13 protein-coding genes are annotated in these 12,490 nt (G+C 74.0%); 11 read left to right on the top strand and 2 right to left on the bottom strand.

Annotated features, from left to right (window positions below; all coding sequences use genetic code 11):
* Positions 1-143: 143 nt before the first annotated feature.
* The 7 genes from HF519_RS27055 (at position 144) to HF519_RS27025 (ending at position 5,156) form a co-directional block, all read left to right on the top strand.
* Positions 144-896, top strand: coding sequence for a hypothetical protein (locus HF519_RS27055; protein ID WP_169415813.1), 753 nt, complete (start codon positions 144-146; stop codon positions 894-896).
* Entirely contained in the window at positions 897-1,433 is a 537-nt protein-coding gene (locus HF519_RS27050) for a hypothetical protein (protein ID WP_169415812.1), read from the top strand.
* The gene (locus HF519_RS27045) at positions 1,430-2,029 is read left to right on the top strand and encodes a hypothetical protein (protein WP_169415811.1); all 600 of its coding nucleotides are present in this window, start codon (positions 1,430-1,432) and stop codon (positions 2,027-2,029) included. Before HF519_RS27050 ends, HF519_RS27045 begins: the two co-directional genes overlap by 4 nt.
* Before the next feature lie 4 nt (positions 2,030-2,033).
* Positions 2,034-2,231, top strand: a complete 198-nt coding sequence (locus tag HF519_RS27040; RefSeq protein ID WP_169415810.1) for a hypothetical protein — start codon at positions 2,034-2,036, stop codon at positions 2,229-2,231.
* A 105-nt stretch (positions 2,232-2,336) separates the two neighbouring features.
* On the top strand, positions 2,337-2,798 hold the full coding sequence (locus tag HF519_RS27035; RefSeq protein ID WP_169415809.1) for a hypothetical protein: 462 nt from the start codon (positions 2,337-2,339) through the stop codon (positions 2,796-2,798).
* A 41-nt stretch (positions 2,799-2,839) separates the two neighbouring features.
* The gene (locus HF519_RS27030) at positions 2,840-3,172 is read left to right on the top strand and encodes a hypothetical protein (protein WP_169415808.1); all 333 of its coding nucleotides are present in this window, start codon (positions 2,840-2,842) and stop codon (positions 3,170-3,172) included.
* 10 nt (positions 3,173-3,182) lie between these two features.
* Complete coding sequence (locus HF519_RS27025) at positions 3,183-5,156, top strand: S9 family peptidase (protein WP_312860378.1); 1,974 nt, start codon at positions 3,183-3,185, stop codon at positions 5,154-5,156.
* On the opposite strand, the gene HF519_RS27020 is transcribed toward HF519_RS27025, so the two are convergent.
* A complete protein-coding gene (locus HF519_RS27020) occupies positions 5,144-6,163 on the bottom strand; it encodes a helix-turn-helix domain-containing protein (RefSeq protein ID WP_169415806.1) in 1,020 nt (339 codons plus the stop codon). The two genes, HF519_RS27025 and HF519_RS27020, sit on opposite strands and share 13 nt — an antisense overlap.
* Positions 6,164-6,257: 94 nt before the next feature.
* On the opposite strand from HF519_RS27020, the gene HF519_RS27015 reads away from it, so the two are divergent.
* The 3 genes from HF519_RS27015 (at position 6,258) to HF519_RS27005 (ending at position 8,441) form a co-directional block, all read left to right on the top strand.
* Positions 6,258-6,980, top strand: coding sequence for a M50 family metallopeptidase (locus HF519_RS27015; protein WP_312860377.1), 723 nt, complete (start codon positions 6,258-6,260; stop codon positions 6,978-6,980).
* 64 nt (positions 6,981-7,044) lie between these two features.
* A complete protein-coding gene (locus tag HF519_RS27010) occupies positions 7,045-7,485 on the top strand; it encodes a GlcG/HbpS family heme-binding protein (protein ID WP_169415805.1) in 441 nt (146 codons plus the stop codon).
* 8 nt (positions 7,486-7,493) lie between these two features.
* Complete coding sequence (locus HF519_RS27005; RefSeq protein ID WP_312860376.1) at positions 7,494-8,441, top strand: EamA family transporter; 948 nt, start codon at positions 7,494-7,496, stop codon at positions 8,439-8,441.
* A 208-nt stretch (positions 8,442-8,649) separates the two neighbouring features.
* On the opposite strand, the gene HF519_RS31925 is transcribed toward HF519_RS27005, so the two are convergent.
* Complete coding sequence (locus HF519_RS31925; RefSeq protein WP_169415804.1) at positions 8,650-9,141, bottom strand: MarR family winged helix-turn-helix transcriptional regulator; 492 nt, start codon at positions 9,139-9,141, stop codon at positions 8,650-8,652.
* A 131-nt stretch (positions 9,142-9,272) separates the two neighbouring features.
* On the opposite strand from HF519_RS31925, the gene HF519_RS26995 reads away from it, so the two are divergent.
* Positions 9,273-12,490 (top strand): efflux RND transporter permease subunit (locus HF519_RS26995; protein ID WP_169415803.1); only part of this gene is annotated, 3,218 nt, incomplete at its 3' end.

Genomic DNA, 12,490 nt, shown 5'->3' with positions numbered 1-12,490 from the left:
GGACGCGGGACGCCGGGACCGTGATCGTTACGCCGTTCTGGTGGCGCCCGGCGAGGCACGTGACGTCGGCGCGCTCCGCTCGTTGAGCGAGCAGGATGCGGCGCCGTCGTGTCCGGGGTCCGGGTGCGTGGAGGCAATGGGCGATGACGGCTCCGTCGGTGGAGAGCATGGACGTCACCCGGGTCGCGCCCTCGGGGGAACCGGTCGACCTCAGCCTGCCGGCCGCGCTCGGCGGCTACCGCTGGTACGGCAACACCCGCTTCGTCGGGCCGCGCGTCGCCCGGCAGTTCTTCCTCGCCCCGGCCGGTGAGCACCGCGCCATCCCGAACAACATCCTGCGGGGTGCCCGCGAGAGCCGCCGCACCTTCCGCGGCTACGACGCCGTGGTGTTCGAGGCGCCGGACCGGTCGGACGCCGCGCTGGTGCTGGCCGGCCCGTACCACGAGGCCACGACCTGGTTCGGCGGGCCCGCGCCCGACGCCGAGGGGCTGAGCCGGCTGGTGAACACCTTCAGCTTCGTCGACTCGCCGTCGGGCGCGACCCTGCGGCCGGCCTCGGACCTGCTCGTCCAGCAGCCCGACGTGACGCTGATCGGCCGCAGTGCCGGGTCGATCCTGATGGTGCGCCGCTCGGCCGAGGCGCTGCCGACTCTCCCCGACTGGGCCGGCCTGCCGCTGCCCGGCGGCGAGCTGTGGCGCGGCGAGCGGGTCCTCGACCCGGCCCAGGCCGCGCTCGTGGAGGGCACCCCGCACCAGTGGCGCTACCTGCTGGCCGGGGAGAGCGCCGTCATGGACCTGGTGCTGCTCGGGCCCGAGTCCGGTCGGCCGGCGACCCCGCTGGGCGAGGAGCAGATCGTCGCCGCGCTCGCCGCGCTCGGCGCGCGCTGGGGTGGGTGAGTGGTGTCGCCCGCCCTGGCGGTCGCCCTGATCGCGTTGCTCGTCGCACTGTTCGCGGTGGCGGCGCTCGTGGCCGTGTACGCACGGGTGCGGGCGCTGGAGTCGGGGCGCAGCGCCGAGCTGTCCGGGTACGCGGCGCTGGTCGGGCGCCCGGCCCCGGCGGCGGTGCGACCCCGTCCCGGCGAGGGGCTCGCGATCGTCGCCGTCCTCGATGCCGGCTGCGCGTTGTGCCACGGGGTGTGGGAGGCCATCGGCGCGGTCGCCGCCGAGCGGGCCGGGGAAGTTCCCACCCGCTACGTCGGTCTCGTCGACCGTCGCTCGGACATCCCGGAGGCCGGCGCGGGTGAGGCCGGCGCCCGCACGGAACTGCTCGCCGACATCACCGCCCGCGCCGATCTGTTCGAGGGTTATTCCCCGACGATCCTCGCGGTGGACGCGACCGGAACGGTCGTCCACCGCAGCTTCGTCTATCCCGACACCGATGTGCGCGCGCTGCTGCTGGACCTGACCGAAGGACAAGAGGTGAGCCGGGCATGACACGCCTGGACGACATCCCCACCACCGTGAACCCGCCGAAGCACGCCCGGCCCAGCGAGATGGTGGCGCGCATCCGGTCGTACCGGCCGAGCCGGCGCACCGTGGTGCGCGGTCTGGTGATCGCCGCCGCGGCGAGCACGCTGGTACCGCTGGACTGGTGGCTCACCCGCCGCGGGGCGACGGCGGCCCCGGACCGCAACACTTCGGGCGACGACAGGTCGGAGCACGGCGCGTGCGCGCCGGACAACTACGACGAGGTGTCGAACAACTGGTGGACCGGCGGCCCGGCGGTCTGCTACGGCGGCTGGCGGCGCGGGAGCTACCCCTGCTCGTCCGGCTACCACCGGGAGGGCTCGCACTCGTCGGAGGGCGAGACCTATACCTCGACCCGGTTGACCACGAACTGCCACGGCCGCAACGCGTGGCGCTGGCGCGGCTACCGCTGCTCGGACGCGGTGACCACCGCGACCTTCGCGGACGGGTCGGAGTACACGAGCCTGACGATCGCGGCCTGCGAGCTGCCCGCCGACGCCCAGCCGGCCCAGGACCCGGCCCGGCCCCGGCGCAAGAAGCTGCTGGGCGCGGTCGGCGACTAGCCGGATGGCCTCCTCGGCGCGGTCCCGGCCCCGGTGGCCGCTGCATCCGCTGACAGCGGCGCTCGTGTTGCTGGGCGGCGGTCTGTTCGCGGCGATGTCGGCGCTGACCGCGCAGCGCGATCTCGCGACCGCTGCCTCCGGGCTGCTGCTGGTCGCGGTGGCGGGGGCGGCCGCGGGGTTCGCCAACTCCGGATCCACTTGAAGCCACAACTCGGCGTTCCTGCTGAGCGCGTCGGTCTGGCGCGACAAACCCGTCCTCGGGTACTTCGGCGGCGGCCTGTTCCTCGGGGCGACCGCGGTGGCCTTCGTGGCCGCGGTCGTCGGTGCGCTGCCGCAGGCGCTGCTGCCCGCCCCCGTGCGCTGGGCCGTGTTCGGCGCGATCGCGCTGGTCGTGCTCGGGCGGGAACTGGGCCTGTGGCAGTTCCGGGTGCCGGAGAACGCGCGGCTCGTTCCCGAGCGGGTCCAGCACCTGGGGGAGTGGGGTGCCCTGCAGTTCGGTTTCGAGATGGGCACCGGGATGCGGACGTACTCCCCGTCCGCGCTGCCGCACCTCGCGCTGCTCGCGATCGTGCTCGTGGTGCCGTTCCCGGCGGCCTTCGTGGTGGGTGCGGGGTTCGCGCTCGGCCGGCTCGCGATGCCGCTGCTCAGCAACGGCTGGAGCGACGACGGGTCGTGGACCGGGCTGTGGGCACGGGCCGAGCCGGTGGTGCGGCCGGTGCTGGCCCTGACCTGCATCGGCACGCTGACGGTTGCCATGCTGCATACCTGAGCGAGCGGGCGAGCCGGGGCAGAGCAGAGCGAGGAGCGTGTGTGAGAGTCGTCGAGGTCGTGGTCGTCTATGACGTGGGCTGCCCGAACTGCTCACAGATCGCCCGGGAGCTGCCTGACTGCCTGCGGGTTCCGGTCAAGGTGCGCTCGTGCCGCGACCCGCAGCTGACCCGGACCTACCCGTCGCTGCGGTCCCGCACGTGGGCCACCGGCTGCCGGGCACCCGCGATCGGGACGGTCCGCCCGGACGGCTCCGTGCGCTGGTGGCCGGGCCTGACCGGCGCGGTCGGGCTGGCCCCGGTGCTGCGGTGGCGCTCGGCGCGGGAGGCGATCGGACTGCTGCGCGACGCGTTCCGGACGGCCCGCGCCCGCTAGCGTGGGCCGGGTGACGATCTCGGAACGCCCCTTCGGATCCTGGCCCACCCCCATCACCTCCGAGCTGGTCGTGGCCGCCGCGGTGCGGCTGTCGGAGGCGCGGGTCGACGGAGCGTGCGTGTACTGGTCCGAGGGACGGCCCGCCGAGGGCGGCCGCACCCAGATCGTGCGCCGCTCCCCGGACGGCACCGTGACCGATCTGCTGCCCGACGGGATGGACGCCCGCACCGCCGTGCACGAGTACGGCGGCGCCGCGTGGTGGGTGCATGACGGCGTCCTGTGGTTCACGAACTGGGCCGACCAGCGGCTCTACCGCCTCGATCCCGGTGGTGCCCCGGTCGCGGTCACGCCCGAGCCCGCCGTGCCCCGTGGCGACCGGTACGCCGACGGCGAGGTCGGCCCGGACGGGGCGTCGATCGTCGCGGTCCGCGAGCACCATCCCGTCGGCGGGCGGGGCGCCGTCGACGTGCGCAACGAGATCGTCCGGCTGGCCGCCGAGGGCGGGTCGGAGCCCGAGGTCCTCGTCTCCGGCCCCGACTTCGTGGTGGCCCCGCGGCTCAGCCCCGACGCCGGGCGGCTGGCCTGGGTGTCGTGGGAGCACCCGTCCATGCCGTGGGACGACACCGTGCTCACGGTGCGCGAGCTCGTGACCGGTGCCGAGACCGTGGTCGCGGGCGGGCCGGGTGAGTCGGTGGCCGAGCCGCGCTGGCAGCCCGACGGGTCGCTGGTGTTCCTGTCCGACCGTTCCGGCTGGTGGAATCTCTACCGCTGGGCTCCCGGCAACGACATCGAGCCGCTGGTCGAACTGGACGCCGAGATCGGTGTGCCCGGCTGGCAACTCGGCACCTCCCGATACGCGGTACTCGACGACGGCAGCGTGGTGTTCGCGCGCTGGCGCGACGGGTACGACGGCCTGGCCGTGCGCCGTCCGGACGGCGCGGTGACCGACCTGGATCTGCCGTTCTCCGCGGTCACCACTGTGCGCGTGGCCGGCCCGGACGCGGTGGTCGTCGTGGCGGGCACCCCGACCGCCGAGCCGGGCGTGTACCGGGTCACGTTGCCCGGCGGCGGGGTCGAGACGCTTCGGGCGCCCCGTGACATCGGCGTCGACCGCGGCTACCTGTCGGTGCCCGAACCGGTGTCGTTCCCGTCGGTCGACGGCGCGGGCACCCCGCGGACCGGGCATGCGCTGTTCTACCCGCCGACCAACCCGGCGTACCGGGGGCCGGACGGAGAGCTCCCCCCGCTGCTCGTGGTGATCCACGGCGGCCCGACCGGTTCGGCGACGCCGGTGCTGTCGGTCGGGACGCAGTACTGGACGAGCCGCGGCTTCGCCGTCGTCGACGTCAACTACGCCGGGTCCGCCGGGTTCGGCCGGGCCTACCGTGACCTGCTGAAGGGCGCGTGGGGCGTCGTCGACGTGGCCGACTGCCTCGCCGCCGCGCGCTGGCTCGGCGAGCAGGGCCGGGTCGACCGGCAGAGGCTGTGCATCCGGGGCGGTTCGGCCGGCGGCTACACCACGCTCGCCGCGCTGGCCCGCGAGGACACCCCGTTCGCCGCGGGCGCCGACCACTTCGGCGTCGCCGATCTGGAGGCACTCGCCGCGGAGACGCACAAGTTCGAGAGTCGCTACCTCGACGGGCTGGTCGGGGAGTATCCGGCGCAGCGCGAGGTCTACGTCGAACGCTCCCCGATCCGCCACGTCGACCGGTTCCACCGGCCGTTGATCGTGCTGCAGGGCAGCGAGGACGCCATCGTCCCGCCGAACCAGTCGGAGAAGATCGTCGACGCGCTGCGGGCCCGGCGGGTGCCGGTGGCCTATCTGCTCTTCGACGGCGAGCAGCACGATTTCCGGCGCGCGGAGAACATCCGCCGCGCGCTGGACGCCGAGCTGAGCTTCTACGCCCAGGTGCTCGGGTTCGTGCTGCCCGCCGGCGAGGGCATCGAGCCGATCGAGGTGGAGAACCTCGGTCAGCCGTCGTGACGGGGCGCCCGCAGCGCATCGACGAACCACTCGAAGGCAGGCACGTTCGACGGGAACGGGTCCCAGCCGTTGAGCCGGCCGATCAGCTCCCAGTACCGCTCCACGCGACGATCGGTGAACGTCGCGATGCGGTCGGCGAGCTCGGCGCGGGCGGCCGTGTCCCAGGCGTCTCCGCCGTCTCCGCCGTCACTGCCATCACTGCCGTCACTGCCGTCACTGCCGTCACTGCCGTCACTGCCGTCACTGCCGTCACTGCCGTCACTGCCCGCCGGCAGGATCCGGTTCAGCACCTCCGCGGCCGCCGCGGAGGCCGGATCGACACCCGCTGCGACGGCGGCGCCGGCGTGCTCCTGGACCAGGGCCGGATCGAGATCGGCCGGGCCGTCCGCGGCGGCGCCGGCCACCGCCATCTCCCGGACCCGGGCCCGGAACGCCGGATCCGAGACCAGCTCGGCCAGCTCGACCCAGGCCTCCACCTGGTCGGTGGTCGGCTCGTCGGGGAGCTCGGCGGGCAGCGTGCGCATGGCGTCCGCGATGCCGGCGCCGGGCGCGGCCGGATCGGTGCCGGCGAAGGTGGCGTCGACGAACTCGTCGATCATCTGCTGGCGTTGTGCGGCGGAGAGCCGCGCGAGGTCGTTCATCAGGGTGGCCTCCCGTTCGGTGTGCGCACCGCGGGCGAGCAGCGTGCACACGGCGCGCTGCACCCGCAGGGCGCGGATCCGGCTGTCGATGGCGCGGACGTGCGCGGCGGCGATCTCGTCGACCCCGCGTTCGCGCAGCAGCACCCGTCGCACGTCGGTCAGCCCGAGCCCGAGCTCGCGCAGCGTGCGCACGAGGTCGAGCCGGGCCACGGCGGCGGCGTCGTAGCGGCGGTAGTTGCCCGCGGAGCGGTCGGTCGGCGGCAGGACGCCGGAGTCCGACCAGAACCGGATGGTGCGGACCGGCACGCCGGACCGCCGGGCGAGCTCGCCGATGGTGAGCAGCGTGGGTTCGGTCCGCGTGGTCATGGGGATACCTTCGACTCTCCAGCGGGGGGAGGGTCAAGCGATTACCCGGCGGGCCCACAGTGATCTGACAGGGTCCGCTGACACACTGGCCCCCGTGCAGGTGCTGTCGGCCGGATCCGTGCCACCGCTGACCGACGTCCTGCGGACCGCGCTCGAGACGGCGGCCGGCCGCCCGGCGGTGCTGGCCGCCGGTGTCCTCGCACTCGTCGTGGTGGTGTGGTCGGTGTCCTGGCGGCTCACGCGGACCGTGGTGACCATCGCCCACGAGGGCGGACATGCGTTGTCGGCGATCGTCACCGGGCGCGGGCTCACCGGTATCCGGCTGCACGCCGACACCTCCGGCGTCACCGAGTCCACCGGTGCGGGCCGGGGGATCGGGCTGATCCTCACGTTCCTCGGCGGTTACCCGGCACCGCCGCTGCTGGGCCTGGCGGGCGCGGCCCTGGTGGCGGGCGACCGGTCGCGGGTGATGTTGTGGATCGCGGTGGCGCTGCTGGTCGCGACGTTGATCCACATTCGCAACCTGTTCGGCGCGTTGGCGGTGCTGCTCACCGGCGGCGTCGTCGGATCCGTCGCGTTCTGGGCCGCGCCCGACGTCCGGGCCGGTTTCGCCGCGGCCCTGTGCTGGTTCCTGCTGTTCGGCGGCCTGCGGGCGGTCCGGGAGCTGCAGCGGGGACGGCGCCGCGGGCTGTACCGCAACTCCGACGCCGACGCGCTCGCCCGGATGACCGGCGTGCCCGGCGGCATGTGGGCCGCGCTGTTCTGGTCGGTCGGCGTGGCGGCACTGATCGCAGGCGGATGGGTGCTCCTGCTGTAGATCCGGTGCCGACCGAGCACAATCACTGCCGGACATCGCCGCCGAACCGTGAGGAACCGGAGCCTTGAGCAGCATCACCCTGGAGCAGGCCGAGACGATCGTGAAGGCCGCGCTGGCGCACGGCACCGAGCAGGGGTTCAACCCGCTGACCGTGGCCGTCCTGGACCCCGGGGGCGTGACCGTCGCGCTGGCCCGCCAGGACGGTTCGGGCAACCTGCGGCCGGACATCGCGGTGGCGAAGGCCTGGGGGGTGCTCGGGATGGGGATGACGAACCGGGCGATCGCCGCGCGCGCCGCCGACTCTCCGGAGTTCTTCACCTCCGTCGCGAACCTCGCGGGCGGGCGCATCCTGTCGGTGCCCGGCGGTGTGTTCGTGCTCGACGCCGACGGCCAGGTCATCGGAGCGGTGGGTGTCACCGGTGACGCGTCGCTGAACGACGAAGCCGCCGCGGTGGCCGGGATCGAGGCCGCCGGGCTGACCCCGGTGACCGGCGCCGAGAGCTGAACCGCCCGGTGCCGGGGGTACCGGCGCGGGCAGCGCCGGCGCTGCCGCTGGGTCTCGGCCTCGCGGTGCTGTCCGCGCTGTCGTTCGGGCTGTCCGGCCCGTTCGCGAAGGCGCTGATCGACGCCGGCTGGTCGGCCGGCGGCGCGGTGCTGGTCCGCCTCGGTGGGGCGGCGGTCGTGCTGGCGCTGGTGCTCGCCGCCGTCCGGCCCGGGGTGGTCGCGGCGGTCCGCGCCGACGGGCTCGCGCTGCTGCTCTACGGCGTGCTGGCGATGGCCGGCGTGCAGGTCGCGTTCTTCAACGCCGTGCGGTACATGCCGGTCAGCGTCGCGCTGCTGCTCGAGTACCTGGGGCCGATCGTGGTGATCGGCTGGGTGTGGCTGGTCCGCCGGCAGCCCCCGAGCCCTCGGACACTGCTCGGCGGCGTGGTCGCGATGCTGGGCCTGACCCTGGTGGTCGAGGTCTGGACCGGGGTGGGGCTGCGCTGGGAGGGAGTGGCCTGGGGGCTGCTGGCCGCGGCCTGTCAGGCGTCGTACTTCCTGGTGGCCGACCGGGCCGGGGCCACCACCCCGCCCCTGGTGCTCGCGGGGGTGGGCATGGGCGTCGGTGTGATGACCGTCGCGCTGCTCGGCCTGGTGGGGCTGCTGCCGGTGGTGGTCGACGTCGCCGCGGCGCCGGTGCTGCTCGGCGGGGCCGACATCGGGTGGCCGGCGGCGGCGGTGGTCCTGGTGCTGGTCTCGACGGTGTTCGCGTACCTGACGGGCGTGGCCGCGATCGCCCGGATCGGGGCGTCACGGGGGTCGCTCGTCGCCCTGCTGGAGGTCGTCGCGTCGGCGGTGGCGTCGTGGCTGTTGCTGGCTGAGGTGCCCTCGGCGATGCAGGTCGCGGGCGGGGTGCTGATCCTCGCCGGGGTCGTGCTCACCCGGTCGGCCAGGCCCGCGGCGGTGGCAGCGGTCTGAGGGCAGGTCGGCCTCCCGGCAGCGAGATGGGCCGAACGGCGGTGGGACGAGACGCGCGCCGATCCCCGGCTGCGTCGTTCGAGAAGGACCGGATACGGGAGTCCTCCTGCTCCGGGGGGCGGTGCGCACCGCCCTCGCCGAGGGGATCCCACCCGAGTATCAGGCGATGGTCCGGTCCGCGCTCACGAACGGTTGATCAGGCCGCGCCTCAGGGGAACTCGCGTTCCAACGCCGCACGCAGGGCGGCCAGCCCGTGTTCGAGCCCTCGCAGCGCGGAGATGTCGATCAGCGTCAGCAGCCGGCGGCGGACCTCCTGCCCCGCGGTGGCGATGCGATCGATCAGGTCGACGCCGTCGGGGGCCAGCCGGGCCAGCCGGATCCGCCGGTCCCGGGGGTCCTCGGTGCGTTCGACGAGGCCACGGGCCACGAGGCGGTCGATCAGCCCGGTGACCGTCGCGAGGCCGACGTGCAGCCCCTGCGCGAGGTCGCCCTGGGCCAGCGGGCCGTCGGTGGACAGCAGCATGAGTACCCGTAGTTGCTGCATGGTCAGGCCGCTGTCCAGCACCGGGTTCGGGCCGAACCGGGTGAGGCTGCGGCGCAGCACCACCTCGTGGGACTCGATCGCCGCCAGCAGCGTGTCACGCTCGTGGTCGTCGGCCGCGGCGTCCGCAGGCGCTCCGTCGTCGGCTCCGGCGCTCACGTACCGCCCCCTCCCGGCCACCTCCGGTACCCGGCCACCGGGTACTCAGCCAAGTCTCAGCCGCAGGCTAATACTTTGGCTCGGACGTAGTATCTAATCGGTCTCCCCCAACCCGTCCGGAGGCCGACCCCATGACCTGGCTCGCTCGTCTCAGTCTCGCCAACCGAGCCATCGTCGGTCTGGTCACGATCCTGGTCATCGTCTTCGGCACGATCAGCACGACGTCGATCCGCCAGGAACTGTTCCCGTCGCTGGACGTGCCGGTCGCGTCGGTGCTCGCCCCGTACCCGGGCGCATCGCCCGACGTCGTCGAGCAGCAGGTCACCATCCCGCTCGAAACGGCGATCGGCGGTATCCAGGGGATCACCGACACCCGGTCGACCAGCTCGGGCGGTACCTCGGTGATCACGCTGAACCTGGAGTACGGCTCGAACCTCGACGAGCTCACCTCGCGCGTGCAGCGGGCCGTCCAGGGGGTGCGGCTGCCGCCCGACGTCACGCCGCAGGTGCTCACCGGCAGCACCGACAGCCTGCCGATCGTCCAGCTCGCGGTGTCCTCGCAGCTCGGCGACGATCAGGTCGCGGCGATCCTGCGGGACCAGGTGCAACCGCTGCTGGCAGGGCTCGACGGGGTCGGCGACGTGACGCTGTCCGGGATCCGCGATCCCCGGATCACCATCGAGGTCGACACCGCCGAGGCCGCCCGGCGCGGGGTGTCCCTCAGTGCGATCTCCACGCTGTTGCAGGCCAACGGCGTGCGGGTGCCGGCCGGGCAGCTGAACCCCGACACCGATCCGCTCACCGTCGAGGTCGGCAGTCCGATCACCTCGGTCGATCAGTTGCGGGATCTGTACGTCGGTCCGTCCGCCGCGCCGCCGGGCGCCGCGGCCGCGCCGGGTGCGGGGGCCCCGGTCCGGCTCGGCGACATCGCGACGGTCACGGCCGAGCCCGCGCCGGCCACCGGCTACACCCGGACCAACGGTGTGCCGAGCATCGGCGTCGGGGTCACGAAGCAGGCGGACGCGAACACCGTCGCGGTCTCCGACGAGGTCCGCGGCGCGTTGCCGCGCATCGCCGACCTGCTCGGCGGCAGCGCCCAGGACGCCCAGGTCACCGTGGTGTTCGACCAGGCGCCGTTCATCCAGCAGTCGGTGGACGATCTGACGACCGAGGGACTGCTCGGGCTGCTGTTCGCCGTGCTGGTGATCCTCGGGTTCCTGCTGTCGGTGCGGGCCACCCTGGTCACGGCGGTGTCGATCCCGCTGTCGGTGCTGATCACGATGATCGTGCTCGACCTCGGCGGCTACACGCTCAACATCCTCACCCTCGGCGCGCTGACCGTGGCGATCGGCAGGGTGGTCGACGACTCGATCGTCGTCATCGAGAACATCAAGCGGCACATCGGGTACGGCGGACACCGGCACCGGGCGATCCTCACCGCGATCCGGGAGGTGGCGGGCGCGATCACCGCCTCGACGATCACGACGGTCGCGGTGTTCGCGCCCATCGGACTCGTCGGCGGGCAGGTCGGGGAGCTGTTTCGGCCCTTCGCGGTGACGGTCACGGCGGCGCTGCTCGCCTCGCTGGTCGTGTCGCTCACGGTGGTCCCGGTGCTGGCGTCGATGGTGCTGCGCCGCCCGGCCTCGCCGGTCGCGGACCCGCCCCTCGCGGGGGAACCAGCCGGGGAGACGGCCGAGCGCACCTGGCTGCAGGCCGGCTACCTGCCGGTGCTGCGGGCGGCGCTGGGCCACCCGGTCGTCTCGCTGGTCATCGCGGTGGCCATCCTGCTGGGCACGCTGGCGCTCGTCCCGCAGCTGCGGACCAACTTCCTCGGCGACGCCGGCGGCGACACCCTGTCGGTCAGCCAGAAGATGCCGCCCGGGACCGGGCTGCCCGCGGCCGACGCGGCCGCGAGGGAGGTCGAGGCCGTTCTCGCCGGGACGGCCGGCGTGCAGAGCTACCAGGTCACGGTCGGCTCACCGGCCGGCGGATCGGGCGGTTTCGGTCCCCCTCCGGGGCTCGCCTCCACCACCGCCACCCGGTTCTCGGTGACGCTCGACCCGGATGCCGACGCCACCGCGGTGCAGGACGACCTGCGCGCCCGGCTCGACGGCCTGGGCGGGCCCGCCGGGGCGGGAACGCTCACCGTGCAGGCCGGCCACGGCGGGTTCGGCAACGAGTTGCAGGTCGTCGTCCGCGCGGAGGACCCGGACGTGCTCGCCCGGGCCGCCGACCAGGTGCAGCAAGCCGTCAGCGAGATCCCCGACGCCACCGACGTCCACAACAACCTGGCGGCCGCGCAGGCGAGCGTGAACGTCGCCGTGGACCGGCGCCGGGCCGCCGAGGCCGGCCTCACCGAGGCCCAGATCGGGCAGTCGGTCGCCACCGCGCTGCGCGGCTCCACCGTCGGCACGCTGACCGTCGACGGTGTCGAGCAGAGCGTCGTGCTGCGCACCGGCTCCGCCCCGGCCGACCTCGCGGCGCTTCGGGCGCTGCCGCTGCCCGGGCCGCGTGGCACGATCCCGCTCCGCGACGTCGCCACGGTCAGCCAGACCAGCACCCCGCCCAGCATCAGCCACACCGACGGCGCCCGCAGTGCGCTGATCACGGCCCGGCCCGCCGCCGACGACCTCGGCGCGGTCACCACGGCGATGCAGGACCGGCTCGACGGGCTCGTCCTGCCGGCGGGCGCGACCGCGGAGATCGGCGGGGTCAGCGCGCAGCAGGACGAGGCGTTCACGCAGCTGGGCCTCGCACTGCTCGTCGCCATCGCGGTGGTCTACCTGGTGATGGTCGTGACCTTCCGCAGCCTGCTCCAGCCGCTGCTCCTGCTGGTGGCGATCCCGTTCGCGGCGACCGGCGCGCTCGGGCTGCTGCTGGTCACCGGCACACCGCTGGGCGTCCCGGCGCTGATCGGCATGCTGATGCTCGTCGGCATCGTGGTGACGAACGCGATCGTGCTGATCGACCTGGTCAACCAGTACCGGCGCGCCGGCCGGGGACTGATGGTGTCGGTCGTCGAGGGTTCGGCGCAGCGGCTGCGCCCGATCCTGATGACGGCGGTGGCGACGGTGTGCGCGCTGCTGCCGATGGCCCTGGGCCTGACCGGCGGCGGGGTGTTCATCTCCCAGCCGCTGGCGATCGTGGTGATCGGAGGCCTGATCAGCTCCACGCTGCTGACCCTGGTACTCGTCCCGGTGCTGTACGTGCTGGCCGAGCGGACCCGCGGCCGGCTACGGCGTGGGGGAGGGGGCCGGGCCGGGGACGACGATCCGGCCGGGGCCGGCACGTCCGGTGCCGCGGCCGAGCCGGCTCCGCCCGCTGCGGGCGCCGGTGTGGATACCGGATC

This window comes from Pseudonocardia bannensis (genome assembly GCF_012911875.1).
Classification (GTDB): Bacteria; Actinomycetota; Actinomycetes; order Mycobacteriales; family Pseudonocardiaceae; genus Pseudonocardia; species Pseudonocardia bannensis.
This window is presented reverse-complemented; position numbering and strand designations above follow the sequence as displayed.

Bases quoted from the DNA above. Each gene is read 5' to 3' on its own strand.
- HF519_RS27045 (WP_169415811.1), top strand. From the start codon at position 1,430: ATGACACGCCTGGACGACATCCCCACCACCGTGAACCCGCCGAAGCAC.
- HF519_RS27040 (WP_169415810.1), top strand. From the start codon at position 2,034: ATGGCCTCCTCGGCGCGGTCCCGGCCCCGGTGGCCGCTGCATCCGCTG.
- HF519_RS27055 (WP_169415813.1), top strand. From the start codon at position 144: ATGACGGCTCCGTCGGTGGAGAGCATGGACGTCACCCGGGTCGCGCCC.
- HF519_RS27020 (WP_169415806.1), bottom strand. From the start codon at position 6,163: ATGACCACGCGGACCGAACCCACGCTGCTCACCATCGGCGAGCTCGCC.